Annotated in this window: 24 protein-coding genes and 1 pseudogene; 14 read left to right on the plus strand and 11 right to left on the minus strand. The window is 72.0% G+C overall.

Annotated features, from left to right (window positions below):
• The first annotated feature begins 209 nt into the window (after nt 1-209).
• The gene (locus ACGFR9_RS27570; RefSeq protein ID WP_393213311.1) at nt 210-611 is read left to right on the plus strand and encodes a nuclear transport factor 2 family protein; all 402 of its coding nucleotides are present in this window, start codon (nt 210-212) and stop codon (nt 609-611) included.
• Nucleotides 612-694: 83 nt separating this feature from the next.
• On the opposite strand, the gene mgrA is transcribed toward ACGFR9_RS27570, so the two are convergent.
• Nucleotides 695-1,687: an L-glyceraldehyde 3-phosphate reductase gene (gene mgrA / locus ACGFR9_RS27575; protein WP_393213773.1), complete on the minus strand. Its 993-nt coding sequence runs from the start codon at nt 1,685-1,687 to the stop codon at nt 695-697.
• Between the two features lie 128 nt (nt 1,688-1,815).
• Between mgrA and ACGFR9_RS27580 the strand changes: the two genes are divergently transcribed.
• Both ACGFR9_RS27580 and ACGFR9_RS27585 read left to right on the plus strand, forming a co-directional pair.
• Complete coding sequence (locus ACGFR9_RS27580) at nt 1,816-2,700, plus strand: LysR substrate-binding domain-containing protein (protein WP_393213314.1); 885 nt, start codon at nt 1,816-1,818, stop codon at nt 2,698-2,700.
• A 27-nt stretch (nt 2,701-2,727) separates the two neighbouring features.
• On the plus strand, nt 2,728-3,243 hold the full coding sequence (locus tag ACGFR9_RS27585) for a DinB family protein (RefSeq protein ID WP_393213317.1): 516 nt from the start codon (nt 2,728-2,730) through the stop codon (nt 3,241-3,243).
• On the opposite strand, the gene ACGFR9_RS27590 is transcribed toward ACGFR9_RS27585, so the two are convergent.
• The 3 genes from ACGFR9_RS27590 to ACGFR9_RS27600 form a co-directional block, all read right to left on the minus strand.
• The gene (locus tag ACGFR9_RS27590; RefSeq protein WP_393213320.1) at nt 3,225-4,295 is read right to left on the minus strand and encodes an adenosine deaminase; all 1,071 of its coding nucleotides are present in this window, start codon (nt 4,293-4,295) and stop codon (nt 3,225-3,227) included. The genes ACGFR9_RS27585 and ACGFR9_RS27590 overlap by 19 nt on opposite strands.
• A 66-nt stretch (nt 4,296-4,361) precedes the next feature.
• Nucleotides 4,362-4,757, minus strand: a complete 396-nt coding sequence (locus ACGFR9_RS27595; RefSeq protein WP_393213323.1) for a VOC family protein — start codon at nt 4,755-4,757, stop codon at nt 4,362-4,364.
• Between the two features lie 105 nt (nt 4,758-4,862).
• Nucleotides 4,863-5,753, minus strand: coding sequence for a glycoside hydrolase family 19 protein (locus ACGFR9_RS27600; RefSeq protein ID WP_393213326.1), 891 nt, complete (start codon nt 5,751-5,753; stop codon nt 4,863-4,865).
• A 346-nt stretch (nt 5,754-6,099) separates the two neighbouring features.
• Here ACGFR9_RS27600 and ACGFR9_RS27605 point away from each other — a divergent pair, with 346 nt between their 5' ends.
• From ACGFR9_RS27605 to ACGFR9_RS27615, 3 genes are all read left to right on the plus strand, one after another.
• Complete coding sequence (locus tag ACGFR9_RS27605; RefSeq protein ID WP_393213329.1) at nt 6,100-7,647, plus strand: SDR family oxidoreductase; 1,548 nt, start codon at nt 6,100-6,102, stop codon at nt 7,645-7,647.
• Nucleotides 7,648-7,725: 78 nt separating this feature from the next.
• Nucleotides 7,726-8,166, plus strand: coding sequence for an SPW repeat protein (locus ACGFR9_RS27610; protein WP_393213332.1), 441 nt, complete (start codon nt 7,726-7,728; stop codon nt 8,164-8,166).
• Between the two features lie 130 nt (nt 8,167-8,296).
• On the plus strand, nt 8,297-8,560 hold the full coding sequence (locus ACGFR9_RS27615; protein WP_393213335.1) for a GlsB/YeaQ/YmgE family stress response membrane protein: 264 nt from the start codon (nt 8,297-8,299) through the stop codon (nt 8,558-8,560).
• A 313-nt stretch (nt 8,561-8,873) separates the two neighbouring features.
• Here the strand turns inward: ACGFR9_RS27615 and ACGFR9_RS27620 are convergent, their stop codons facing one another.
• Nucleotides 8,874-9,665 (minus strand): GNAT family N-acetyltransferase, encoded by a 792-nt coding sequence (locus tag ACGFR9_RS27620; protein ID WP_393213338.1) that lies wholly within the window; start codon nt 9,663-9,665, stop codon nt 8,874-8,876.
• Nucleotides 9,666-9,720: 55 nt separating this feature from the next.
• Here ACGFR9_RS27620 and ACGFR9_RS27625 point away from each other — a divergent pair, with 55 nt between their 5' ends.
• Entirely contained in the window at nt 9,721-10,206 is a 486-nt protein-coding gene (locus ACGFR9_RS27625; protein WP_393213341.1) for a nucleoside deaminase, read from the plus strand.
• Here ACGFR9_RS27625 and ACGFR9_RS27630 read toward each other — a convergent pair.
• Entirely contained in the window at nt 10,166-10,786 is a 621-nt protein-coding gene (locus tag ACGFR9_RS27630) for a chaplin (RefSeq protein WP_393213344.1), read from the minus strand. The two genes, ACGFR9_RS27625 and ACGFR9_RS27630, sit on opposite strands and share 41 nt — an antisense overlap.
• Nucleotides 10,787-11,072: 286 nt before the next feature.
• Between ACGFR9_RS27630 and ACGFR9_RS27635 the strand changes: the two genes are divergently transcribed.
• The 3 genes from ACGFR9_RS27635 (at nt 11,073) to ACGFR9_RS27645 (ending at nt 15,528) form a co-directional block, all read left to right on the plus strand.
• Entirely contained in the window at nt 11,073-12,659 is a 1,587-nt protein-coding gene (locus tag ACGFR9_RS27635; protein WP_393213347.1) for an alpha/beta fold hydrolase, read from the plus strand.
• A gap of 79 nt (nt 12,660-12,738) precedes the next feature.
• Nucleotides 12,739-13,833, plus strand: coding sequence for a chemotaxis protein (locus tag ACGFR9_RS27640; RefSeq protein ID WP_393213350.1), 1,095 nt, complete (start codon nt 12,739-12,741; stop codon nt 13,831-13,833).
• A 291-nt stretch (nt 13,834-14,124) separates the two neighbouring features.
• A complete protein-coding gene (locus ACGFR9_RS27645) occupies nt 14,125-15,528 on the plus strand; it encodes a PP2C family protein-serine/threonine phosphatase (RefSeq protein ID WP_393213353.1) in 1,404 nt (467 codons plus the stop codon).
• Nucleotides 15,529-15,540: 12 nt separating this feature from the next.
• On the opposite strand, the gene ACGFR9_RS27650 is transcribed toward ACGFR9_RS27645, so the two are convergent.
• Nucleotides 15,541-17,031, minus strand: coding sequence for a hypothetical protein (locus tag ACGFR9_RS27650; protein WP_393213356.1), 1,491 nt, complete (start codon nt 17,029-17,031; stop codon nt 15,541-15,543).
• A 234-nt stretch (nt 17,032-17,265) separates the two neighbouring features.
• Here ACGFR9_RS27650 and ACGFR9_RS27655 point away from each other — a divergent pair, with 234 nt between their 5' ends.
• Nucleotides 17,266-18,378 (plus strand): aminoglycoside phosphotransferase family protein, encoded by a 1,113-nt coding sequence (locus ACGFR9_RS27655; protein WP_393213359.1) that lies wholly within the window; start codon nt 17,266-17,268, stop codon nt 18,376-18,378.
• Nucleotides 18,379-18,694: 316 nt separating this feature from the next.
• Complete coding sequence (locus ACGFR9_RS27660) at nt 18,695-20,605, plus strand: N-acetylmuramoyl-L-alanine amidase (RefSeq protein WP_393213362.1); 1,911 nt, start codon at nt 18,695-18,697, stop codon at nt 20,603-20,605.
• Between the two features lie 56 nt (nt 20,606-20,661).
• Here the strand turns inward: ACGFR9_RS27660 and ACGFR9_RS27665 are convergent, their stop codons facing one another.
• From ACGFR9_RS27665 to ACGFR9_RS27680, 4 genes are all read right to left on the minus strand, one after another.
• Nucleotides 20,662-21,159 carry a hypothetical protein gene (locus ACGFR9_RS27665; RefSeq protein ID WP_030222954.1) on the minus strand — a complete coding sequence of 166 codons (498 nt, stop codon included), beginning with the start codon at nt 21,157-21,159 and terminating at the stop codon, nt 20,662-20,664.
• A 57-nt stretch (nt 21,160-21,216) separates the two neighbouring features.
• Nucleotides 21,217-21,810 (minus strand): CGNR zinc finger domain-containing protein, encoded by a 594-nt coding sequence (locus ACGFR9_RS27670; protein WP_393213365.1) that lies wholly within the window; start codon nt 21,808-21,810, stop codon nt 21,217-21,219.
• Nucleotides 21,811-22,023: 213 nt separating this feature from the next.
• Complete coding sequence (locus ACGFR9_RS27675) at nt 22,024-22,914, minus strand: universal stress protein (RefSeq protein ID WP_393213368.1); 891 nt, start codon at nt 22,912-22,914, stop codon at nt 22,024-22,026.
• Between the two features lie 138 nt (nt 22,915-23,052).
• Entirely contained in the window at nt 23,053-23,295 is a 243-nt protein-coding gene (locus ACGFR9_RS27680; RefSeq protein WP_393213371.1) for a DUF397 domain-containing protein, read from the minus strand.
• Nucleotides 23,296-23,524: 229 nt separating this feature from the next.
• Here ACGFR9_RS27680 and ACGFR9_RS27685 point away from each other — a divergent pair, with 229 nt between their 5' ends.
• Together ACGFR9_RS27685 and ACGFR9_RS27690 are read left to right on the plus strand one after the other, a co-directional pair.
• A complete protein-coding gene (locus tag ACGFR9_RS27685) occupies nt 23,525-25,285 on the plus strand; it encodes a sulfatase (RefSeq protein WP_393213374.1) in 1,761 nt (586 codons plus the stop codon).
• A gap of 125 nt (nt 25,286-25,410) precedes the next feature.
• A pseudogene (locus ACGFR9_RS27690) lies at nt 25,411-26,190 on the plus strand (AMP-binding protein); the annotation flags it as partial.
• Nucleotides 26,191-26,343: the final 153 nt, after the last annotated feature.

Genomic DNA, 26,343 nt, shown 5'->3' on the forward strand with positions numbered 1-26,343 from the left:
CTCATTGTCGAGTATGTTCACCTCTGAAACACTGTCACCATGTGTTTCCGGCCAGACTCCTGGCATATTCACCGCCAGGTGTGGCCGAAACCGTGCGGTGATGGCCGACGGACGGCATATGACCTCGGGGGTAATCGACGTCCGTGCGAGGTGGCGGGCACTGTGGGGGTGTCCGAACGGCAGACACGATCTCACTTGGGGGATTCGCCATGACCACAGCCGCCCACCGTTACGACGCCGTCGTCGCCCGCTACTTCGAGGCCTGGAACGCCGAGGGTGCGCAGGCGCGCGCCAAGGCCGTCGCCGACGTCTGGACCGCGGACGGGAGCTACACCGACCCGCTGGCCGACGCCGCCGGCCACGAGGCGATCAGCGCGATGATCGGGGCGGTGCGTGAGCAGTTCCCGGGCTTCGAGTTCCGGCTCACCGGTGCCGTGGACGGCCATCACGACACTGCCCGCTTCTCGTGGGAACTGGTGAACGCGGCTGGGGGCACCCCCTCTGGGGGAGGCTCGGCGCCGGTCGCGGGGTCCGACGTGATCACGCTCACCAAGGACTCCCGCATCCGCGCGGTATACGGCTTCCTGGACCGCGTCCCCGCGGGGGCGTAGCCCACTTCCGCCCGTCCGCGGGCTGTCGTGCCGCCGGGCGGCGCGACAGCCCGCGGACGGGCGCGGTGCCCGGCGTCGGTGCTCTACCGTTTCACCGCCGCGTCGATGCGGGTCAGTTCCTCCTTGGTGAAGTCGAGGTTGCGGGTGGCCGCGACGCTGTCCTCGAGCTGGCGGGGGCTGCTCGCCCCCACCAGGGCGGAGGTGAGGCGGCCGCCGCGCAGGACCCAGGACAGTGCCAGCTGCGCCAGGCTCTGCCCGCGTGCCGCCGCGATGTCGTTCAGCGTGCGCAGCCGGCCGACCAGTTCCTTGGTGACGGCGTCGCTGTTCAGGAAGGGGCTGTCGCTCGCGGCGCGCGAGTCCTCCGGGATGCCGTCGAGGTAGCGGGCGGTGAGCAGGCCCTGCTCCAGCGGCGAGTACGCGATGGAGCCGACCCCGAGCTCGTCCAGGGCGTCCATCAGCCCCCCGTCCTCCGGGCGGCGGTCGAGCATCGAGTAGCGGGGCTGGTTGATCAGCAGCGGGGTGCCCAGCTCGCCGAGGATGCGGGCGGCCTCGCGGGTCTGCTCCGCCGAGTAGTTGGACACGCCCACGTACAGCGCCTTGCCCTGCTGGACCGCCGAGTGCAGCGCGCCCATCGTCTCCTCGAGCGGAGTCTCCGGGTCGAAGCGGTGCGAGTAGAAGATGTCGACGTACTCCAGGCCCATCCGGCCCAGGCTCTGGTCCAGCGAGGACAGCAGGGACTTGCGTGAGCCCCATTCGCCGTACGGGCCGGGCCACATCAGGTAGCCGGCCTTGGTCGAGATCACCAGTTCGTCGCGGTACCGCCCGAAGTCCGTCTTCAGCGCCTCGCCGAGGGCCGACTCGGCCGCGCCGGGCGGGGGCCCGTAGTTGTTGGCGAGGTCGAAGTGGGTGATGCCCAGGTCGAAGGCGCGGCGCAGGATGGCCCGCTGGGTCTCGGCCGGACGGTCGGGACCGAAGTTGTGCCACAGGCCGAGCGAGAGCGCGGGGAGCTTCAGGCCGCTGCGTCCGGTGCGCCGGTAGGGCATGTCCGCATAACGGTCGGGATGGGCGGTGTACAACACGACTCCAGAGGGGTTGGCACGCATGACTGACGGTTCCGTCGAACCGTCCCTCCACTCTGTCGTGACCTGCGGGCAGTGGTCCAACAGAAGAATCCGATGGAATTCAGCGGATACGCTTCTCAATCATGGAACTGCGTCACCTCCAGCACTTCGTCGCCGTGGCCGAGGACCAGCACTTCACCCGCGCGGCGGAGCGGCTGATGGTCTCCCAGTCGGGCCTGTCCGCGTCCATCCGCGCGCTGGAGCGGGAGCTGCAGACGCCGTTGTTCGTCCGGACGACCCGCAGCGTGACCCTCACGGAGGCGGGGCGGGCCCTGCTGGCGGAGGCCGAGCGGATCCTGGCGCAGGTGCGCGCCGCGCACGAGGCGGTGGCCGCGGTGCAGGGCGTGCTGCGCGGCACCCTGGCGCTCGGCACCGAGCAGTGCATCGCGGGGGTGAACGTGCCGGAGCTGCTCGCCGCGTTCCGCCGGCTCCACCCGGACGTGGAGATCCGGCTGCGGCAGTGGGGCTCGGCCGCGCTGGCGGAGGAGGTGGCGGCGGGGCGGCTGGACCTGGCGTTCGCCTACCGCACGGAGGCCGATCCGGAGCAGCTGCGGTCCCTGCCCCTGACCAGCGAGCCGATGACCGTGCTGTGCCACCCGGACCATCCGCTGGCGCGGGCCGGGGCGCCGCTCACCCCGCACGACCTCGCCGACGAGGTGTTCGTCGACTTCCACCCGGACTGGGGTCCGCGCCGGGCCACCGACGCCGCGTTCGCCGCCGTCGGCGTACGCCGCACGGTGGCGCTGGAGGTCAACGACGTGCACAGCCTGCTCGACCTGGTCGACGAGAACCTGGGCGTCGCCGTCGTACCGAGGCACTTCCGGCACAAGCGGGAGGCCCTCACCGCGCTCCCGCTGAAGGACACCGGGGAGGCGGTGTACGAGACAGTCGCCCTGGTGCCGTCACCGCGGGCGGCCAGTCCGGCGGCGCGGGCGCTGATGGCGCTGCTGGGCGACGGGGGCGCGTGAGGCGCGCGGATGCGCGAGGCTGGGGGCATGCATGCCAAGGACATCCTCATCGACGGCTTCGGTCGCGTCCGGGAAGAAGTCCACGCCGTCGTGGAGGGCCTCGGCCCCGAGGCGCTCAACGCCCGGCCCGGCCCCGACGCCAACTCCGTGACCTGGCTGGTGTGGCACCTCACCCGGGTCCAGGACGACCACATCGCCGACGCCTTCGGGCTCGACCAGGTGTGGCTCTCGCAGGACTGGGAGAAGCGCCTGGGCCTCGGGCTGCCCCGCGCCGACACGGGGTACGGCCACACCTCGGCGGAGGTCGCCGAGGTGCGGGTCGGCTCCGGTGACCTGCTGACCGGCTACCACGACGCCGTGCACGAGCGGACCGTGCGGGCGCTGCGCGGGCTGACGGCCAAGGACCTCGAGCGCATCGTCGACGAGCGCTGGGATCCGCCGGTCACCCTGGGCGTACGGCTGATCAGCGTCCTGTCCGACGATCTGCAGCACGTCGGACAGGCCGCGTACGCGCGGGGGCTGGTTCAGAGCGCCGAGGCGTAGCCCGGCAGGACGACGTCGCGGATGAGGGCGTTGCGCTCGTCGAACGGCAGGAAGGCGCTCTTCACGGCGTTCACCGTGACCGTGCGCAGGTCCTCGACCGTCCAGCCGGCCTGCTCGACCAGCAGGGACATCTCGCGGGTCATGGTGGTACCGGAGACCAGACGGTTGTCGGTGTTGAGGGTGACCCGGAAGCCGAGGTCCTTCAGCGCGGTGACGGGGTGCCCGGCGATCGAGGTCGCGGCGCCGGTCTGCAGGTTGGAGGTGGGGCACATCTCCAGCGCGATCCGGCGGTCGCGGACCCAGCCGGCCAGACGCCCCAGCTTGCCGTCCACGATGTCGTCGGTGATCCGCACGCCGTGCCCGATGCGCTGGGCGCCGCACACCTGGAGCGCCTGGTGGATGCTGGGCAGGCCGTGGGCCTCACCGGCGTGGATGGTGAAGGGCACGCTCTCACGGCGCAGATGCGCGAAGGCGTCGAGGTGGTCGGCCGGCGGGAAGCCGTCCTCGGCTCCGGCGATGTCGAAGCCGACGACCCCGGCGTCCCGGAAGGCCACGGCCAGGTCGGCGGCCTCGCGGACCCGGTCGAACATCCGCATGCCGCAGAGCAGGGTGCCGACCCGGACGGGCGTCCCGGCTGCGGCCGCCCTGGCCATACCGGCGGCGAGGCCCTCCTGGACGGTCTCCACGACCTCGCGCATGGTCAGCCCGCCCCTGGTGTTGAGCTCGGGAGCGTAGCGCACCTCGCCGTAGACGACTCCGTCGGCGGCCAGGTCGAGCACGTACTCCTCGGCGGTGCGCAGCAGGCCCTCACGGGTCTGCATCACGGCGAGGGTGTGCTCGAAGGTGGCGATGTAGCGGACCAGGTCGCCGGAGTTCGCGGCCTCGACATACCAGGCGGCGAGCTCGTCGGGGTCGGTGGTCGGGAGGGTGTGACCGACGGCCTCCGCCAGTTCGACGACGGTCGCGGGGCGCAGCCCGCCGTCGAGGTGGTCGTGCAGTACCGCCTTGGGGAGGCGGCGGAGGGTCTCGGCGTCTATGCGCGTAGATGACATGTGCGGTGGTTCCTCAGCGGGTGGTTCGGCGGCGACGGGACGGATCGGGGGCGGCGCCGGGACGTATCAGGGAGCGGTGGGCTGGAGCAGGTCCCAGCGGTTGCCGTACAGGTCCTGGAAGACGGCGACCGAGCCGTACGGCTCGTGGCGCGGCTCCTCCAGGAAGGTCACGCCGGCGGCGGTCATCCGCGCGTGGTCGCGGGCGAAGTCGTCGGTGTGCAGGAAGAAGCCCACGCGCCCGCCGGTCTGGTCGCCGACCCGGGCCCGCTGGGCCTCCCCCTCGGCACGGGCGAGCAGCAGTGCGGCGCCGGTGTGCCCGGCGTCCGGCTCGACGACGACCCAGCGGCCGCCGTCCGGCCGGGGCGCGTCCTCGGCGAGCCGGAAACCGAGGGCCTCGGTGTAGAAGCGGATCGCCTCGTCGTAGTCGTCGACGACGAGGGTGACCAGGGGAACGCTTCTCATCGTGACCTCTCACAGGTGGGATTGACCGGAGAGGTTATACGTAAAACCACCGCACGCGCCAGTCCCGCTCCGGGGGCGACGCCCGGAGCGGGATCGGGGAGGGCGTCAGCAGTACAGGTTGGCGCCGGGGGACGTGCCGAGGATCTGGGTGAACCGCTGGTACGTGCTCACCCTGCTCTGGACCTGCGCCGGGTTACGGCCGTCGCACTCCAGGGAGCCGTTGATGCTGCGGATCGTCTGGCCGAAGCCGGCCTGGTTGACCATCGCGTTGTGCGGGGTCATGGAGCCGGGGCCGGACTGGGTGTTCCAGTACCACAGGGCCGTCTTCCAGGCCACGGCCGCGTCGTTCTGCACCAGCCAGGGGTTGCCCAGCAGGTCGATGCCGAGCGCGTCGCCCGCGGCCTTGTAGTTGAAGTTCCAGCTGAGCTGGATCGGACCGCGGCCGTAGTAGGCGGCCTGGCCCGCCGGGCAGCCGTACGGCTGGCCCCAGTCGCAGTAGTGGGGGTAGTTGGCGGTGTTCTGCTCCACCACGTGCACCAGACCGCCGGTCTCGTGGCTGACGTTGGCCAGGAAGGCGGCGGCCTCCTGCTTCTTCACCGTGTCGCTGCCGGTGTTGGCGAAGCCGGGGTAGGCGCTCAGCGCGGCCTTGAGCCCGCTGTAGGTGTAGAAGGAGTTCCGGCCCGGGAACATCTGGTTGAACTGCGCCTCGGACACGACGAAGGTGCCGGCGGGGGTGTCCGAACCGCCGTCGCAGGCGTACGGCTCCCAGTACCAGGTGCTGATGATCGGGTCGTAACCCGGGTTGGCGTGTTCGGCGATGTACGCCCGGCCGTCGGTGTAGCGCACGATGTCACCGGCGTTGTACGACCGACCGGCCACCCAGTTGGGATAGCTGGAACAGGAGGCCGCGGAGGCGGAGGCCGCGGGCAGCAGTATCGGGGCACTGCCGGCGAGGACGAGAGCGGCGATCAGAGCGGCGACGCGTCTTCTCGACAAGGGATCAACTCCTTTGCGGAACACGGCCGCTCCCGGGCGAGGGCATGCTGGTGCGAGGCCTCGCCCGCACGTGCCGGCGAAGCCGGTCACGGCTGTGGGGGCGGCCGTGGTGGGGGGTGTGAAAGCACACTCAACCGCTTTGGTCTGTACCAGTCAAGGGTTTAGACCAGTCATCGTGGCCTGGACCTTTCGGTCGGCGCCGACGGCACGTGCGGGGCCGGCTCGGCGCCGCCGTGCGCCGAGCGCGCGCACGCGTTGCGGCGCGCGCCGAACGGGAGTCGGGTTGTACCGATCCGTGATTGCGGACAACTGGTCGCAGGACATCACCCGACGCGAGGAGGACACCGTGACGGCGGCATCGAACAACGGCACCGGGCCGGGACCGCTCTGCCTGGTCACCGGCGCGACGGGCTACATCGGCGGACGGCTGGTGCCCGAACTCCTGGACGCCGGCTACCGGGTGCGCTGTCTGGCCCGTTCACCCGACCGGCTGCGCGACCAGCCCTGGGCGGGCCGCGCGGAGGTGGTCCGCGGCGACGTCACCGATCCCGCGTCGGTGGCCGCGGCGCTGGAGGGCGTGGACGTGGCGTACTACCTGGTGCACGCATTGGGGTCGGGCCACGACTTCGAGGAGACGGACCGCCGCGCGGCGCGGATCTTCGGCACGCGGGCGCGGGAGGCGGGCGTACGGCGGCTCGTCTACCTCGGCGGTCTCACCCCGGCCGGCGTTCCCGCGCGGGAGCTGTCCCCGCATCTGCGGTCGCGGGCGGAGGTGGGCCGGATCCTGCTGGACTCGGGGGTGCCGACGGCCGTCCTGCGGGCCGCGGTGGTGATCGGCTCGGGGTCGGTCTCGTTCGAGATGCTGCGGCATCTCACCGAACGGCTGCCCGTGATGGTCACCCCGCAGTGGGTGCACACCCGGATCCAGCCGGTCGCGGTGCGCGACGTCCTGCGTGCCCTGGTGGGCTGCGCGGGCATGCCCGAGGAGGTCAGCCGGGCCTTCGACATCGGCGGCCCGGACGTGCTGACGTACCGGGAGATGATGGTGCGGTACGCGGCCGTGGCCCGGCTGCCGCGCCGGGTGATCGTCCCGGTGCCACTGCTCACGCCGGGGCTGTCCAGTCACTGGGTGGGGCTGGTCACGCCGGTGCCCGCGTCCGTCGCCCGGCCGCTCACCGAGTCGCTGCGGCACGAGGTCGTCTGCCGGGAGCACGACATCGCGCGGTACGTGCCCGATCCGCCCGGTCATCCGATCGGCTTCGACGAGGCGGTACGGCTCGCCCTGAAACGGGTGCGCGAGGCCGATGTGGCGACCCGGTGGTCCTCGGCGTCGGTGCCCGGCGCGCCCAGCGATCCGCTGCCCACCGACCCGGACTGGGCGGGCGGCAGCCTCTACACGGACCGCCGGGAGCGGACCGTGGACGCCTCCCGGGAGTCCCTGTGGCGGGTGATCGAGGGCATCGGCGGAGAGAACGGCTGGTACTCCTTCCCGCTCGCCTGGGCGGTGCGCGGACTGCTGGACCGGCTGGTCGGGGGCGTGGGACTGCGCCGGGGACGGCGGGACGCGGCACGGCTGCGGGCCGGTGACTCGCTGGACTTCTGGCGGGTGGAGGAGATCGAGCCGGGCCGGCTGCTGCGGCTGCGGGCCGAGATGCGGCTGCCGGGTCTGGCCTGGCTGGAGATGTACGCCGAGACGGACGAGGCCGGCCGCACCCGGTACCGCCAGCGCGCCCTGTTCCATCCGCACGGACTGCTCGGTCACCTCTACTGGTGGGCGGTGTCCCCGTTCCACGCCGTCGTGTTCGGCGGCATGGCCCGCAATATCGCGCGGACCGCCGCCCGTACGGAGACCGCGTCAAACTCCCTGCCAGATCTACACATAAAGGGAAAATAAGAGCAGAATGGGCCCAAGCGGCTCCTACCGCAGACCGCACCAGACGCGGTCAGGCCTGCCAGTCAAAGGAGACGACTCATGGCCAACGTCTCGCACCCGCGCGGTGATATCGCCAGCCACCCCGACGCTCCCGAAATGCGGCAACGGTACGACCGTATGCTCGGCGGTCGCGATGTGGCCCTGATGGACGGACCGGTGTTCCTGCTCGGTCTCTACTGCGCGGTGTCCCCGTGGATCCTCCACTACACGACGAGCCAGCCCGCGCTCGTGACCCACAACCTGATCGTGGGCATCGCGATCGGTCTGCTCGCCCTCGGGTTCACCGCGGCGCCCGCGCGCATGTACGGCCTCAGCTGGGCCATGTGCGCACTGGGCGTGTGGATGATCATCTCGCCCTGGATCGTCGGCAGCGGTCCGGACGCCGGCGTCATCTGGAACAACGTCGTCATCGGCGGCCTCGCCGTGCTGCTGGGCGCGGCGTGCGCCACCACGGCCGCCAGGAGCGGCGGCCGGCCGTAGCGACGGCGACGAAAGGAGTCGAGCGCCGGTCCGCGTGCAGCGCGGGCCGGCTCTTCCGTGTCCGGGCGGGAGTGTCCCGACGGCGCGGGGGCAGACGCAGTGCAGCGGAGGTCAGGAAAAGAGGGGTGAGATGGAGATAGACGGCATCATCAGTGCGATCGTCATCGGAGTCGTCATCGGCGTCCTGGGCCGGCTCGTGGTTCCGGGCCGCCAGCGGATCGGGGTTCTCTGGACCATCCTCGTCGGTATCGTCGCCGCGCTCATCGGTTCGGGGATCGCCGCGGCGTTCGGGGTGGCCGACACGGACGGCGTCGACTGGGTGGAGTGGCTGATCCAGATCGGCCTCGCCGCGGTGGGGGTGACGGCGCTGGACCGAGCGAAGTCACACCGCTGACGCCGCCACCGGCCCCGTGCCGCCCAGCCGCCGGCAATCGCGTCCCACCCACCCGCAGGCACGCGGCCCCGCACCCCGTCCAGCCGCGGGCAATCGTGCCGCAGGGCGATGGGGGTACCTCACGCTCGAGCGAAGTCGAGAGTGGGGGAGGGCGGGCGCGACGGCACCTCGTAAGCGCCGTGTAGCGCGAACCTCCCCCGGCCCGCACCCGCACCGGTGTGCGGCGGGGGTGGGTTCACTCGCCGGCGTTCGCCGGGTGCCGCTGCGCCCACCCGTGCCGCCCCGGCGGCACGGGTGCCCGCAGCTACGGCAGCTACGGCAGTTGCGGTGGGGTGTATACGTAGGGCCTCGTCGTGGTCAGCGGGGTGAGGCCGAGGCGTTGGAGGATGGGGCGGCTCCGGGAGGACGCGTCGACCTGGAGGTAGGTGTAGCCGCGGGCCGCGGCGATGCGGGCCCGATGGGACACCAGGGCCCGGTAGATGCCCCGCCCCCGCCAGGCCGGGACCGTACCGCCACCCCACAGCCCCGCGAACCGCGTCCCCGGCACCAGCTCCATACGCGCCCCGCTCACCGGCTCCTCACCGGCCAGCGCCACCACCGCCACGACCGCGTCCGGCTCGGCGGCGAGCCGGTCCAGCAGATGCGACCGGAACCGCGAGGCGTCCGCCCCGAACGCCTTCTCCTGCGCCCGCGCCATCAGATCCACACCCGCCCGGTCGGTGACCGGCACCAGCCGGACCCCCTCGGGCGGCTCCGCGTCGAGCACGGCGCCGGCGATCTCACCGATCATCAGCGTCTCGACCGGCTCGGCCACGAACCCCGCCGCCACCAGCCGCTCCCCCAGCTCCACCGGCCGGTCGTGCCCGTACAGCTTCCATTCGAACCCGCGCCCGAGCCCGTCGAAGTACGCGATCTGCTCCGCGATCGCCGCGTCCGCGTCCGCCGCCGACTCGAGGCCTGACCAGACGACGCCGTTCCAGCCGTGCGCGGGACCCGTATGACGCACCACCGCGCCGACACGTTCGACCCGTGCGCCGGGTCCCTCGGGCCGCGCGCCCTCGCGCAGCTCACGGTCGAACAGGGCGAGTACGCTGCTGTGATCCATGCCGCCGACCCGACCACGCCACCGCCCCCGAGGGCAACGGGATTACGCTGGCCCCATGCCCGTGAACGATGACGAACTGCCGTATCTGCGCCGCTGTGTGGAGCTGGCGGCCGAGGCGCTGGAGTCCGGGGACGAGCCGTTCGGGTCGGTACTGGTGGCCGGGGACGGCACCGTGCTCGCCGAGGACCACAACCGTGTCGCCTCCGGGGACCGCACCCGGCACCCCGAGTTCGAGCTGGCCCGCTGGTCGGCGGCGCACCTGAGCCCCGCCGAACGGGCCGCGGCCACGGTGTACACCTCGGGCGAGCACTGCCCGATGTGCGCCGCGGCCCACGCCTGGGTGGGCCTCGGCCGCATCGTGTACGTGGCGTCCTCGGAGCAGCTGGTGTCCTGGCTCGCCGAGCTGGGCGTGCCCTCCCCGCCGGTGCGGCCGCTGCCCGTCGCCGAGGTCGCCCCCGGTGTGACCGTGGTGGGTCCCGTCCCCGGACTGGCCGACGAGGTCAGGGAGTTGCACCGGCGCTTCCACCGCGGACGGGACTGACCCGCCGGGCCCCGCGGTACAGGGCGACCCCGCCCAGGAACAGCGCGGCACCGGTGCCGAGGACCGGAAGCGTCCGGTCGGCGCCCGTGTGGGCGAGGGCGACGGTGTCCTTCGGCGGGGCGGGAAGCGTGCGCGGCGGGGCCACGGGCCCGGGCTCGGGTTCCGCCGGGCGGGCGGGCCGTTCGCCGGAGGTGTTCGTGGAGCTGTAGCCGACGGCGGCGTTGCCGGCACCGGCCACGTTCACGCTGTTCCCGCTGATGTCGACCGGAAGGTCCACCGGCAATCGCACCCCGTTTCCGGAGGCCACGCCCGGCGAGTCGTGCGCGCCGCTCACCGCCGTGGCATCCCCGGAACCGCCGCCCGGGGCCTCGTCGACGCAGGCGTTGCCCGCGGCCGGATTAAGCAGACCCACCACGTTCACCGTGTTCCCGCACACGTTCACCGGGAGGTGCACCGGGAGCTGGAGGGTGTTGCCGGACCCCACACCGGGCGAGCCGGCCGTGAGGCCGTCCGCACCGGCGTCGGCGTACGCCGGTACCGCCACGGCCATCGCACCCGACGCCGCGGCGACGGCGATCACACCATTTCGGGTAACCCGTCTCATCGCTTTCCCCGCCTTCCGGACATGGTCGCGAGCGCTCGCCCGCACCGATGCGAACGGAACTGAGGCATCCGGGTCATGGCTCATCCGTATGCCGCAGCCGGTTCACCCCATCGGGCGCCCCCCTGCTCGAACCCCGGGCAAAGACCGTCGAACTCACGGCGCCCGAACACCGCGGCGGGCCCGCGCCGGGCCGACGGGCGGGAGCCCGGGGCCCCGCTTATGGTGGGCGAGGGCGCCGGTCGGGGCGTCCTTGGAGGCATCGATGCTGGCCAAGCTGTCGAAGCGATCCGCGGTGCGTCCCTCGGTCCGGCGCTGCGCGGCCACCGGGGCGGTCGGCCTGGCGATACTGGGCTCGGGGCTGACGGCCACCGGCCGTACGGATCCCGGCCCGGGACGGTTCCACGACCAGAAGATCAAGTGGGCCGCCTGCGACACCCCGGACCTGCCGAAGGATCTGCAGTGCGGGACGGTCACCGTGCCGCTCGACTACGCCGATCCCGGCGCGGGCACCCTCGAACTGGCCCTCGCCCGCTACCGCGCCTCCGGCGACCCGCGCGGCTCGGTGCTGCTGAACTTCGGCGGCCCCGGCGGCTCGGGGGTGCTCGGACTCGCCCACGGCCGCAAGGACTTCCTGGGCCTCACCGAGGACTACGACGTGGTCTCCTTCGACCCGCGCGGTGTCGGCCGTTCCTCACCGGTCAGCTGCGGCACCGACGCCACCGGCCAGGCGCTGGAGGCGACCGACGGCGAGGAGATGGCCGATCCCCGTGACACGCTGCGGAGGCTGCGCGAGGTGGCCGCCGAGTGCGCCGAGCACTCGGGTCCCGTCCTCGAGCACATCGGCACCGTGGACGTCGCCCGCGACCTGGACGTGATGCGCCAGGCGCTCGGCGACAGGAAGCTCAACTACCTCGGCTTCTCGTACGGCACCCGGATCGGCGCGGTGTACGCGGCCGAGTTCCCCGGGAAGGTGGGCCGTATGGCACTGGACGGTGTGGACACGCTGACCGAGCCGCTGGCCGAGCAGGGGCTGGCCGGTGCCCGGGGTCAGCAGACCGCGCTGGAGAACTTCCTCACCTGGTGCACCGGGGAGCTCGCCTGCCCGTTCGGGCAGGACGCGCGCAGCGCCCGCAGACAGGTCGTGGACCTGGTCCACTCGCTCGACGAGAACCCCGTACCGACCGACTTCGGCTACGAGTTCACCGGACAGGACCTGGCCGGCGCCATCGGACAGGGCCTGTACGCGCGGGAGATGTGGCCGCTGCTGCAGCGGGCGCTAGCCCAGCTGATCGAGGACGGGGACACGCGCGGGGTGGAGACTCTGGCGACCGGCGGCATGACGCAGCCCGTGCCACGGCGGGCCGACGACCCCCTCGTGGACCCGGACGAGGTTCCGCTGGACAATCTGCCGGCCGCGCTGATGGCGGTGAACTGCGCGGACGACCCGGACCGGCCCTCCGCCGACCGGGTGACCCGGGACCTGGCCCGGCTGCGCACCGCCTACGAGGAGGCCTCCCCGGTGTTCGGGCCGTACCGGCTCGCCCAGGTGGTGCTGTGCTACGGCCGTCCCAGGGGGACCGACTTCATCCGCGAGCGGGTCAAGGACGTCGACACGCCGAAGATGCTGCTGGTCGGCACCCGGGGCGACCCGGCCACGCCGTACCGCTGGACGGTGGAGACCGCCGAACGGCTCGGCCCGTCCGCCGTGGTGCTGGACAACCGGGCCGAGGGCCACACCGGCTACGGGGCGTCCGAGTGCGTCCACCGCACCATCGACGACTTCCTGCTCTACGGTTCCCTGCCGCGCAGCGGGAGTTCCTGCGGCTCCGAGGAGGACGACCGCCTCTGAGCGGCCGCCCGGACCCCTCGCGGACGCTGGACGCTTTGTCCCGAATGCCCTGTCGGGGAATTGGCCCTATGGTGCTCTCATGGAGCACGATCTGAGCCCCGCGACCCTTGCCGAGCTTCGCCGTCCGCGCCCCTACCCCGCGGTGTCCGTGCTGACACCGACGCACCGGCGCGACCCCCTCAACACCGAGGACGCCGTACGTCTGCGCAACGCGGTGGCCGAGGCCAAGAAGAAGCTGGAGTCCGATCCCGCGGTCACCCGGGACCGGCGTGCCGACGTGGAACTACAGCTCGACCGGGCGCTGTCCGAGGTCGATCTGGCGCACTCCGAGGACGGTTTGGTCATCTTCGCCGCGCCGGGCGAGCACCAGGTGTGGTCGCTCGCGCGCAGTGTGCCGGAGCGCATCGTCCTGTCGGACACGTTCCTGACCCGCAACCTCGTCTCCGCGCACACGGCGGAACGGCCGTTCTGGGTGCTGTCCGTGTCGGCGGACCGGGCCACGCTGTGGAGCGGCGGCGTGGACCGGGTCACCGAGGAACGCGCCGGCGGCTTCCCGCTGATCCGGGAGGAGCCGAACTTCGACCCCGAGCGGCAGGAACGCGTCGGCGACCAGCCGAGCAACTTCCGTGACGAGGACACCCGCCGGTTCCTGCGCGACACGGACACCGAGATGGCGAGGGTGCTGCGCGGTCATCCGAGGCCGCTGTACATCACCGGGGCGCCCGCCGCCCTGTCCCTCATGAGCGAGGCGGGCCAGGTGGCCCGGGACGCCGTACAGGTGCCGCACGGCGGGCTCGCGCACGGCACACCCCAGGCGGTGTGGCAGGCCGTACGTCCGGTACTGGAGGCCGAGGCGCGCAGGAGCACCGAGGACGTGGCCCGGGAGCTGGAGTCGGCCCGGGGGCGCAAGGAGTTCGCGGCCGGGGTCGACGAGCTGTGGCAGAACGCCCGCGAGGGCCGGATCCGGCTGCTGGCCGTGGAGGAGAACTACCGGATCACGGTGCGCGACGCCGGTGACCATCTGGTCGTCGCCGATGACGGCGACCTGGACGCCCGCGCGGACATCGTGGACGAGATCGTCGAGCAGTGTCTGGAGACGGGTGCGGAGGTCCGCTTCGTCCCGGACGGCATGCTCGGGGACGCGGACGGGATGGCGGCGGTGCTGCGCTACTGAGGACCGGGGTGACCCACCGGTCTTCCACATATGAACACCTGTGCGTCGAACGTGCGCGTGGGTGCCGACGTGAAGCGACGGTACGTCATGTCACTTGCGTACCATGGGAGTTGAGACACCGGGAGCGCCTCCGACGTATTCCCGGGGGTAACCCCGCAAAGACGGTGACATATGCCGTAGGCACCGCCTTATCGTGTGTTGCCGAATCCCTTACAGGCCGTCGCGGGCTGTGCGACAGTCGTAACGGTCCCTCCGCCTGAAGGCCGAACCGTTCCCGCATCGGAGTGCGTCATGCCGTCCCACCTCTCCGCGGACCGTCCAGCCGCCCCGCCGCCAGGACGCGGCCCGGTCGACGCGCTCATCTCGCAGACCCGGCGGCTCATGGGCGAGGTGGACGCCGTACGCCAGGACACCCCGCAGGACACGGCGGACCCGCGCGAGCGCTGGCGGCGCGCGCTGTGCGACCTGGCGCTGCGTCAGCTCGACGATCTCGACCGGCACCTGGCGCAACTGCGGGACGATCCGCCGGCCGCGCCGGGCCGGCTGCCCGCGCCGCGGCAGGAGGCCCTGCTCAGCCGGGTCGGCAGCGCGGAGTGGGATCTGCTCACGGACGAGGTCCGCTGGTCCGGTGAGCTGTACCGGATCCTGGGCCGGGACCCGGCCGCCGCCCCGCTCACCCTCGACGAACTGCCCTCGCTGGTCTGCGACGAGGACCGGCCCAGGCTGACCGCGATGGTCACGGGCTGTCTGGTCGACGCGCGGCCCATCGACGGGGAGTTCCGTGTCCTGCGCCCGGACGAGGGCGTACGGACCGTGCACATGATGGGCGAACCGGTGCTCGGTGCCGACGGCAGCACCGCCTCGATGTGGGCGGTGCTGCGGGACGTCAGCGAACTGCGCCGCTGCCGGCGGGCGGTGAGCGAGACCCGTGACTCGCTGCACCGCCAGCGGCACGCCACCGCGCGGACCGAGCACCGGCTCGCGGTCGAGCTGCGGGAGGCCGTGCTGCCGACGTGGCACGGCCCCCTGCGGCTCCCGCCGGCCGGCCCCGGAACCCTCGACCTCGCCGGGGCCCATCTGCCGCCGTCGACGCACACCCGGATCGGCGGCGACTGGTACGACGCCCTGGAACTGCCCGACGGCGCGACACTGCTCGGCGTCGGCGAGCTGACGGGACACGGGATCGGCGCGGCCTCGGGCATGACGATGATGCTCGGCGCCGTACGCGGCATGGCGATGACCGGCACCGCGCCGGGACCGCTGCTGGCCTGCCTCGACCGATTACTGGACGCCACCGCGCAGCCGGTCCTCGGCAGCGCCGTCTGTCTGCGCTACCGGCCCGACACCGGCTCACTGCTGTGGGCGCAGGCCGGACACCCCGCCCCGCTGCTGTTCCGCGGCGGGACGGGGCGGGCGCTGGACGCGCCGGACGGCGTACTGCTCGGCGCCACCTCGGGCGCCTCCTACGGACAGGCCGAGGAGACCCTCGAAGCGGGTGACGTACTGCTGCTGCACACCGACGGGCTGGTGCCCGGGCACGCCGGAGCCACCGCCGTACGGCACTTGCTCGAACTGGCCCCGCGCTTCGCCGCCGCACACACCGCACAGGACTGTGTCCGGGCGGTCGTACGGGAGTTCGGCGAGCAGGAGCGTGACGACAACGCCTGTGTGCTCGTCGCCCGGGTCACCCCGTAGCGGGTCCGGGCGTCATGCCCGGGCGCTGCCGCCCCTGCCCTTCTGTTTGGGCAGCACCAGCTCGATCTCCTCCCTGAGCTCCTGGATCCTCGGATAGGAGGAGTACTCGGCGGTGAGCCGGTACATCTGGCGCAGCCGGTCCCAGGTACGGCGCGAGGAATTCTGCCCCATCGAGACCAGGGCGAGGCGCGCGAACCGGTCCGCCTGCTCGGGATCGTCGGCGATGAAGCAGGCGGACGCCATGGACAGGAAGTCGAAGATCTTCGACCGCTGCTGTGCGTCCACACGCAGTGCCAGCGCCTTGTCCGCGTAGTGCTGGGCGTGCCTGGCCGCGTCCGGTTCGAACTCGGCGAGCGTCCGGTACGCCAGGGCCTGCATGCCGTACAGATCCGCCTCGTTGAACAGCTGCATCCAGTTCGGCGACGGCACGTCCCCCTTGTCGGAGACGAACAGGTCCTCGGCGCGGCCCAGGGTGCGGCGCATCGCCTGGCCCTTGCCCATGGACGCCTGCGCCCACGCCTCGATGGTGTGGAACATGGCGCGGGTGCGCGGCAGGACCTCCTCGCCCGATCCCGACTGGGCGAGCTTCATCAGGTCCATCGCCTCGTCGGGCCGGCCCAGGTGCACCATCTGGCGGGCCGCCCGGGACAGCGCCTCACCGGCGCGCGGCCGGTCGCCGCCCTCGCGGGCCGCGTGGGCGGCGATCACGAAGTACTTCTGGGCCGTGGGTTCCATGCCGACGTCGTGCGACATCCAGCCGGCGAGGACGGCGAGGTTGGCGGCGACGCCCCACAGGCGCCGCTGGAGATGGGGTGGGTGGTGGTAGGCGAGCATGCCGCCCACCTCGTTGAGCTGGCCGACCACCGCCTTGCGCTGGAGGCCCCCGCCCCGGGCGGCGTCCCAGGCGCGGAACACCTCCACGGAGCGCTCCAGTTCCTCGATCTCCTGCGACCCGATGGGGGCGGCCTCGTAGCGGTCGAAGCCGGCCGGCTCGGCGTGCAGGGGGTCGTGGAGGCGGGGTGCGTCGGCGGTCAGGGCCGGATCGGTGTGCAGCCAGTCGTACATGGCGCTGCTGAGTGCGGAGCCCGCGGTGAGCGCGGCACCCGCGCCCACCAAGCCGCGTCGGTTGAGCATGAGGTCCATTCCCGTGAATTCGGTGAGGACCTCGGCTGTCCGCTCGGGCGCCCACGGCACTCCGTCGGGATGTTCCGCACTCCCGCCGCCCTGCCGTTTCCCCGTACGCCCGTGCCGGACCAGACCGAGATCCTCGATGGTCACGACACGGCCGAGACGCTCGGTGAACAGGGCCGCCAGCACCCGCGGTACGGGATCGCGCGGGATCTCTCCCACGTCGATCCAGCGCCGCACCCGGGAGGTGTCGGTCGCCAGCTGGGGGTGGCCCATGGCCGCCGCCTGCCGGTTGACCAGCCTCGCGAGTTCGCCCTTGGACCAGCCGGCCAGGCCGAACAGGTCCGAGAGCCGGGTGTTGGGTTGTCCGCTCACGTCAAGCCCCCAGGTTCTCGGCTGAGTTGACAGTAGCCCGGTGCAGGTTGCCGGGCGACTATTCGCCAGGGTTCGCCAGGGTGCGCCAGATGGTGTGCCAGGGGACATCGGGTGTCGAGTAGGAACGCGCCACCACGACCCCGTCGCACAGGGGCATTCCCCCAGGGTGCGTCCGGGCGGCCGGGCCGGGTGGTGCACTGACGTCGCAGGCACACGAAGGGATCTGTATCACCCATGTACGCAGCATCGTCCTCCGTGTCCGCACCGCCCCGGCCCCTGCGTCCGCGCCCGGCGGACAGCGGGCCCTACCTCGCCCCGGCGCGCCCGGCGGCGCCCGTCCTCGGCGCCGGCAACGTCCGGCGTACCGCGGCACCGGGTGCCCAGCCGCTCAGCGGGCGGCTCGATCTGTCCGGCCCGCAGGGCGCCCAGCTGCGCACGGCGATCGCGTCGGTGCACCGCATCTGTCCGGAGTTCGCGCCGGTCCAGGTGCTGCGCCGCAGCGGGCGGTCGGTGCTGCTGGTCGGCACCACCGGGCGGAGCACCGCGGTCGCGAAGTGCTTACTGGACCACTCCCCCGCGTGGAGTGAGCGGATCCGCCACGAAATAGCGGCATACCGCTCGTTCGTCCGGCACCGCCCGCCTGTGCGGGCGCCCCGGCTGATCGCGGCGGATCCGGACAACGGCACGCTGGTGATCGAGCGGCTGCCCGGCAGAGTCGCGGCGCTCCAGCGGCACCCGGTGGAGGCACCGCCGCGGGCGGACATCCGGGCGGCGCTCGGCGCGATCTGCCGGCTCAACTCCTGGCGGCCACCGGCCGGGACGTTCGACGCGCCGCTGGACTACGCGGCGCGGATCTCCCGGTACCACGAGCTGGGGCTGCTCACGGACCGGGACCTGGGCGATCTGCAGAAGCTGCTGCACGGCATCGCGCTGGCGAGCGGGCGGCAGGGCATGGGCCAGTTCTGCCACGGCGACGCGCTGCTCAACAACATCCTGATGTCACCGGCCGGTCCGGTACTGGTGGACTGGGAGCACGCGGGCTGGTACCTGCCGGGGTACGACCTGGCGACGCTGTGGTCGGTCCTCGGGGACGCGCCGGTGGCGCGCCGGCAGATCAGCCAGATCGCGCAGTCGGCGGGGCCGGCGTCGCGTGACGCGTTCCTGGTGAACCTGATGCTGGTCCTGACGCGGGAGATCCGTACGTACGAGACGGCCGTGCACCGGTCGATGCAGGACGCGAACCCGGTGGCGGCGTCCGGCGAGGAACACCGCCTCCTTCTCCGCCGCCTCCACGACGACTGCCAACTGGCCCGCAAAGCAGTCCGAGCAGCAGTAGGCACCCGCTGACCCCAACGGCATCCGGCCGCGGGCAGTCGTGCCGCTGTGGCGGCACGGGTGGGCGGTGGGGGTACCTCCCGCTCGAGCGGAGCCGAGAGTGGGGGAGGCACCTCGTAAGCGCCGGGCGGCGCAACTCCACCCGCCCCACCGTCACAGGCGTACACCACTGACGCCCCGCAGGCCCGGCAACCGCCGGTACGAAAGCGACGCGCACCCCGATTGACAAGGTAATACGCACCTCCCTGGGCATGATTGACGGATTATCAGCCGACGGGTACCACTGACCCACCACCCCGGCTCACGTCACCCGCCCCAGGAGACCGCATTGAGACAACCCGTCCGCATCCTCGCCGCAGCCGCCCTCACCCTCCCCCTGCTGGGCGCCGCCCCCGACACCACCACACCCGCCACCGCCCACCTCCAGCAGGCGTTCGCCACCGCCGCCGCCAAGTACGACGTACCGCAGAGCGTGCTGCTCGGCGTCTCCTACCTCCAGTCCCGCTGGGACGCCCACGCCGGCGCCCCGAGCGTGACCGGCGGCTACGGCCCCATGCACCTCACGGACGCCCGTACCGCCCTGGAAACCGCCGCCGGCCACCACCACGCCGGCACGGAGGACCCGCGCGGCGACGAGGCCCGCCCTTCGAAGCACCCCGAGGCGGCAGCGGCCGATCCCGGCGACCTGCCCGCCCGCCTCACCACGCTCCCCCGGGCCGCCCGCCTCACCGGCCTCACCCCCGAGCGCCTCCGCGAGGACCCCGCCGCGAACGTCGCCGGCGGTGCCGCCCTGCTCGCCGACGCGCAACGCCGACTGGGTGAACCCAGCACCGACGACCCCGCCGACTGGTACGCGGCGGTCGCCCTGTTCTCCGGCGCGGACGACACCGCGTCGGCGGCGGCGTACGCCCACGACGTGTACGAGGTGATCCGCGCCGGCGAGGCACGCCTCACGGACGCCGGACAGCGGGTCGCCCTGGACGCCCGCCCCGGCCTCGCCCCCGACACCGCGGCCCTGGAGCGCGCCGATCTGCGCACACCCTCCGCCGCCGGTACGGAGTGCCCGAGGACGGTGTCCTGCGAGTGGATCCCCGCACCGTACGAGGAGTTCGGCGACGACTACGGCAACCACGACCTGGGCGACCGGCCCGCCTCGCAGCGCATCCGGTACATCGTCGTCCATGACACGGAGGGCGCCTGGGAGGGCGTCCTCAACATGGTGCAGGACCCCACCTATGTGTCCTGGCAATACACCCTGCGCTCCACGGACGGTCACATCGCCCAGCATGTGAAGGCGAAGGACGTGGCCTGGCACGCGGGCAACTGGTACGTCAACGCGGGGTCGATCGGCCTGGAGCACGAGGGCTTCCTGACGAATCCCGACACCTGGTACACGGAGGCGATGTACCGTTCCTCGGCCCGGCTGGTGAAGTACCTCGCCAAGAAGTACGACATCCCGCTGGACCGGCAGCACATCCTCGGCCACGACACGGTGCCGGGAACGACCCCGGCCACCATCCCGGGCATGCACACCGACCCCGGCCCGTACTGGGACTGGCGGCACTACTTCGAGCTGCTGGGCCGCCCCCTCGAGGCCCAGGGCGGATCGAAGAGCACGGTCGTGACGATCCGGCCCGACTACTCCGCCAACCGTCCGGTCTTCACGGGCTGCGAGAGCGCGGGGGAACCGTGTGCCACGCACGGGTCGAGCGCGGTGCGGCTGTACTCCGAGCATGACGAGGGCTCTCCGCTGATCCGGGACATCGGCCTCGGCTCCGCCCCGACCACGGGGGTGAACGACCTGTCCTCGCGGGTCTCCACGGGCCAGCAGTACGCGGTCGCCGACCGCTGGGGCGACTGGACCGCCATCTGGTACCTCGGCCAGAAGGCCTGGTTCAGGAACCCGGCGAAGCAGCCGACGGCGGTGCCCGCGAAGGGCAAGGTCGTCACCCCGAGGAAGGGCCTCGACTCGGTGCCGGTCTACGGCAGGGCGTACCCGGAGAAGGAGGCCTACCCCGAGGGCGTGCCGGCCCAGGCGGTGACTCCGCTGCCGTACACGGTCCTCGAGGGCCAGAGGTATGTGACCGGGGGCAAGGTGCCGAGTGAGTACTACTACGCGGTGACGTTCGACGAGGCGTCCCACCAGGTGGTGCGGGGCAAGGATCAGTACTACGAGATCCAGTTCGGGCACCGCGTCGGGTTCGTCCGGGCGGCGGACGTGACGGTGAAGTCGTCGTAACGGCGCCGTGGTGACGGAGAGAGGGCCGGGTTCCCGTCGGACCCGGCCCTTCCGCGTCAGCCCTGCTGGAACAGTTCCGCGGGGAGCGGCTTGAGGAGGGCGTACAGGTCGTCGGTGATGGGGCGGTCCCAGGCGGCGATGGTCACCAGCACGTTGTCGCTGCGGTCGAACTGGACACAGGAGATGCGGCCCTCGGAGAGCTTCACGCGGCGCACGATCAGCAGGTTGTCGCCCTGCATCACGGGTACGTCCTCGGTGCCGACGACGGTGATCTCCTCGTCGTTCTCCAGCGCCAGCAGCAACTGTCCGACCTCGAAGGGGATCTCGCCCTCCGGGAGGTCCCGGGCCGGGGAGCCCTCGGGCAGATTGCCGATGACCATCGCGGGGCCCCGGCCGCCGAACAGGTCGTAACGCAGGAAGACGCCCTGGCAGCTTCCGTCGGGGGCGGGCAGCAGCCCGGCGCCCAGGTTCCCGGGCCAGTCGCCCGGGTCCATGGCCAGAACGTCGAAGTCGGGCCCGGCGGGCGTGGCACTGCGGCGGCGGAGGAACGACATGCCGCAATGGTACGTGCCCGCGCGCGTGTACGGACGGTCGGGCGAGGCCCGCCCGGGCTATCCGGACCGCCGGTGCCGCTCGTGGTGGCGGGCGACCCGGGCGCGGTTGCCGCAGGAGGGTTTGCACCACTCCTGACGCGGGTGTTCCTTCAGGAAGTAGCGGACGCAGCGGGGGGCGTGGCAGGCGCGCAGGCGTTCGCGGTCGGGGCCGGTGAGGAAGGTGATGGTGGCGTGGGCGAGGGTGGCGGTGAGGTCGGCGCTCTCGCCGGGTGCGGGCTGTCGGTGGCCGACGGGGTCGGCCCCGTCGGGCCAGTTCAGGACCGGGACGGTGGGGGTGCGGGCCGCTGCCTCGTTCAGGCGCCGTAGGGCTTCGGCGAGGGGGAGCAGGCGGGATGCGTCGGCGGGGCTGGGTGGGGTGGGGTGGACCGCGTGGGCGAAGAGGGTGCGGATGGCTGTGCGGAGGGTGTGGACGGCGGTGAGGTCGGTCTCGTCGGCGGTGAAGGTGTCCGGGGCGGGGTGGGTGTGGGGGTGTGCGCGGACCCAGGCTTCCAGGGCAGCGGCGTGATCCAGATCGTCGGTGACTCCGCCGTTGCCGTCGTGGCGGATGGTGAGAGCGAGCTCCAGGGGGAGCGGTGTGTCTGAGTCCCGCATGCGGCTAATGATAAGGGGGCTTGCAGGCATTAGCATCGGTGTGCGTCGCGCGGTCCTGCGTGGGGGGGCTGGGTGGGGTGCCGGGCCGGGGGGTGGCGCTGCTCGGCGTTTGCGAGGCGCCTCCCCCACCGCCCACCCGTGCCGCCACAGCGGCACGATTGCCCGCAGCTGACGGAACCTGCGCCCGCGGTGGGCGGGGCAGGTGTGCGGGAGCTATGTCAGCTGCGCGGGTGGGATCACCGCTGCCGGGCTCGCCGCGTGCAGGAGTACCGCCTGGGTTACCGAGCCCATCATGCGGGCCGGGGACAGGAGGCGGCGGCGGTGGCGGCCCACGATCACCAGGGACGCGTCCCGGGATGCCTCGACCAGGTGGCCGGCCGCGTCGCCGGGGAGCACGTCCGTCCGCGCGGTGACCGAGTCGTGGCGCTCCCGGTACGGGGCGAGGAAGCCGTCCGCCAGGACCCGGGTCTCGTGTGCGACCGCGTCCTGGTCGATGTCCGGCGGCGGCATCTCCCCGGGCAGCATCCAGGTCTGCAGGGGCCAGGGGTAGGCCGCGAGGATCCTCAGCGGGACCCCGCGCAGTGCCGCCTCCGCGAAGGCGAAGGCGAGCGTGGCCTCGTCGGGACTGTCGGCGTTCACCCCGACCACGACCGGCGCGTCAGGCCCTGCCGGCCCCGCGCCGTCTCCCCCGCGTCCGGGCCGCGGCACGACGACGACCGGGCACTCGGCGTCACGCGCCGCGGCCAGGGAGGTGGAGCCGAGCAGCAGGCTCGCGAAGCCCCCGCGCCCCCGGGAGCCGAGCACCAGCAACGCCGCCTCCGCCCCCGCTTCAGGCAGCAGAGCGCCCGGCGCCCCCTCCAGCGCGACGTACTCGGCCTCGGAGAAGCCCGCCAGGTGTTCGCGGGCCCGGTCGAGGACCGGGTCCTCGTCGGGGTCCGGCGGCCCGGCCGCCAGCACCTCGGGCCGAGCCCAGGGGGCGTACTGGCGTACGTGCACGACCCGCAGCGGGGCCGCACGCCGGCGTGCGGCGTCCAGGGCCCACCGAAGTGCGCGGAGACTGTCGTCCGAACCGTCGACCGCCGCGACGACCGGCTGGGTGCTCATGATTCCTCGCCTCCGGATACGGCCTACGACCTCTGTCCCGCGCCTCCCCCGGCCAGCCTGACTCAGGCCGGGTCCGGGAACGGCACTTCGGATCGCGTGTCCGGAAAAACGCGCGGAACACCCCCGCGGCGACGCCGCTCAGGTCAGGTCGAACTCCCCTTCCCGTGCCCCCGACACAAACGCACCCCACTCGGCGGGTGTGAAGATCAGACCGGGGCTCTCCGGGTGGCCACTGTTGCGCATGGCGATGAAGCCCTCCACGAAGGCGATCTGGACATCGCCCAGGCCACGGCTGCTGGACTGCCACTGTGCGTTGCTCAGGTCCAGGTCCGGCTTGTCCCAGCCCGTGAGCGGGCGCTGCTGGGTGGTGCTGTCGGCCACGTCCGTGCTCCTCCCGATTTCCGTCGTCCGCGGGTCAGCCTAGCGACCGGTCCCTGCCCCCGACAGGCCGCGCGACATGTGCCTTCGTGCGGGGGCACGGGGGCCGGCGGAGGAGAGGGAGCGGGTGTGCGTTGAACCGGGAGGGACATGTCGACGTACTGGTGTGCAGGTCCGCGCACCGGGCCCCGTTCGTCATGCCATCGCAGTACCGCACGGAAGGACCCTCCGGGTGTCGCTCTTCACTCGCCCCCGCCGACCGCAGGACACCACCGAGGGCGAAGCGGACCGGGGAGAACCCGCCGCACCCGAAGAAGGCACACCACCTGCGGCCACACCGCCGGGATGGTTCGGCTGGCGGCACCGGTGGCCGCGCACGGCACACGGTGTCACCGTGGCGATCACGGTCCTCGCCGCAGCGCTGGTCCTCTTCGCGCTCCTCGTGCCGAACCGGGTGGAACGCCTCGAGGCCGGCGCGTTCCTGCGGCTGCCCGCCGAGGGCATCCTGCTCGCCACGCTGCTGCTCACGCTCAAGGCACGGTGGCGGCGGATCACGGCCATGGTCATAGGCGTTCTGCTGGGTCTGCTGACCGTCCTGAAATTCATGGACATGGGCTTCTACCAGGTGCTGGCCCGCCCCTTCGACCTGGTGCTCGACTGGATCCTGCTGGACGACGCGACGGACTTCGTCCGGGAGTCGTTCGGCCGGGGCGGTCAGGTGCTGGCCGTGGTCGGGGTGATCGTGCTGTTCGTGGCCCTGCTGGCGCTGATGACACTGGCGACGGTACGGCTGACCGGGCTGATGACCCGTCATCGTCCCGTCGCCGTGCGCACGCTGCTGGTGCTGGGCGTCGCGTGGATCACCTGTGTCACGGTCGGCGTGCAGGTCGGCGGGGTGCCGATCGCCGACAAGGGCACGGCGGATCTGGTGGGCGACCGGGTGGAGCAGGTACGGGCGGGGCTGCGGGACGCGCGGGTCTTCGAGAAGGAGGCGTCCGTCGACGCCTTCGCGAGGACGCCTCCCGATCAGCTGTTCACCGGGCTGCGCGGCAAGGACGTCCTGTTCACGTTCATCGAGTCCTACGGCCGGGTGGCGATCGACGATCCGGCGATGGCCGGACCGATGGACACGGCGCTGAGGGAGGGCACGCGGCGGCTGGAGGACGCCGGTTTCGCCTCCCGCAGCGGCTGGCTGAAGTCCCCGGTGACCGGGGCGGGCAGCTGGCTCGCGCACTCCACCTTCCTGTCCGGCCTGTGGATCAAGAACCAGCAGCGCTACCGCAGTCTGACCACCAGTGACCGCATGACCCTGACCAACTACTTCCGCAAGACCGGTGACTGGCGGACCGTCGGTATCGTGCCCGGGGTGCGGCGGGCCTGGCCGGAGGGGAAGTTCTTCGGCCTGGACCACATCTACGACTCGGAGCACCTCGGCTACCAGGGTCCGTACTTCAGCTGGACCCCCGTGCCCGACCAGTTCAGCCTGGAGGCCTTCGAGCGTCTGGAGCACGGCCGGAAGGACCGCGAGCCGATCATGGCGGAGATCATCCTGGCCTCCAGCCACAACCCCTGGTCCCCCATCGCGCACATGATCGACTGGGACGATCTCGGCGACGGTTCGGTGTTCCACGAGATCAAGAAGGAGGGCACGGATCCGAAGGAGGTCTGGAAGGACCCGGAGAACGTGCGCACCGAGTACCGGCGGGCCATCGAGTACTCGCTGAGCAGCCTCACCGAGTGGGTCGAGCGGTACGGCGACGAGAACACGGTCCTGGTGTTCCTGGGCGATCACCAGCCGGTGCCCACCGTCACCGCCGGCAGCACCGTCAAGGATGTGCCGGTGTCGATCGTGGCCAAGGATCCGAAGGTGCTGGAGCGGGTGGCCGACTGGAACTGGACCGACGGTCTGAAGCCCGCGGCCGACGCCCCGCGCTGGGGCATGGACACCTTCCGCGACCGCTTCATGACGGCGTACGGGCCGGTGCGCCAGTAGGCGGTCTCGACAAAAGTACTGGCTGACCCTTGCCCCCGGCCCAGTGGCCTGACTTACTGATCCCGGAAAGATCGACCGAATGATCGGTCGTCCGCATTGCTGTGACAGGTGGGAGGACGGCGCCGATGACGGATACGGCGGAGCGGCTCGACCCCGAAGGGCTGCGCGCGCTCCAGCTGGAACGGCTGCGGAGTTCCCTGCGGCACGCGTACGGCAACGTGCCGTTCTACCGGGAGTCCTTCGACAAGGCGGGCGTCCACCCGGACGACTGCCGTTCCCTGTCGGATCTGTCCCGCTTCCCGTTCACCACCAAGGCCGACCTGCGCGCGAACTACCCGTACGGCATGTTCGCGGTACCCCGCGACCGTATCCGCCGGCTGCATGCCTCCAGCGGCACCACCGGACGCCCCACGGTCGTCGGCTACACGGACGGTGACCTTTCCATGTGGGCCGACATGGTGGCCCGGTCCATCCGCGCGGCGGGCGGCCGCCCCGGGGACACGGCACATGTGGCCTACGGCTATGGCCTGTTCACCGGTGGCCTGGGCGCACACTACGGTGCCGAACGGCTCGGCTGTACGGTGATCCCCGCGTCCGGCGGGATGACGTCCCGCCAGGTGACGCTGATCCAGGATCTGAAGCCCTCGATCATCATGGTGACGCCGTCCTACATGCTCACCCTGCTCGACGAGTTCGAGCGGCAGGGCGTAGACCCGCGCTCCACCTCGCTACGGGTGGGGATCTTCGGCGCGGAGCCGTGGACGGAGCGGATGCGGCAGGAGATCGAGGAGCGGTTCGCGATCGACGCGGTCGACATATACGGGCTGTCGGAGGTGATCGGCCCGGGTGTGGCTCAGGAGTGCGTGGAGACCAAGGACGGCCTGCACATCTGGGATGAGAACTTCAGTTTGGTACGTAGGTTAAGCGCAAAGGGAAGCCCCGCTCATCCGTGACGGGGGCACGGACGAGCGGGGCAGTTCTTGTGGGGGTCAGCAGCCGCAGGTAGCGACGCCCCAGACCAGGGCGCCGGCCAGGCCGAGCAGCACCGCCAGGTAGAC

Origin of the sequence: Streptomyces sp. NPDC048584 (genome assembly GCF_043199595.1) — a bacterium.
GTDB classification, from domain to species: domain Bacteria; phylum Actinomycetota; class Actinomycetes; order Streptomycetales; family Streptomycetaceae; genus Streptomyces; species Streptomyces edwardsiae.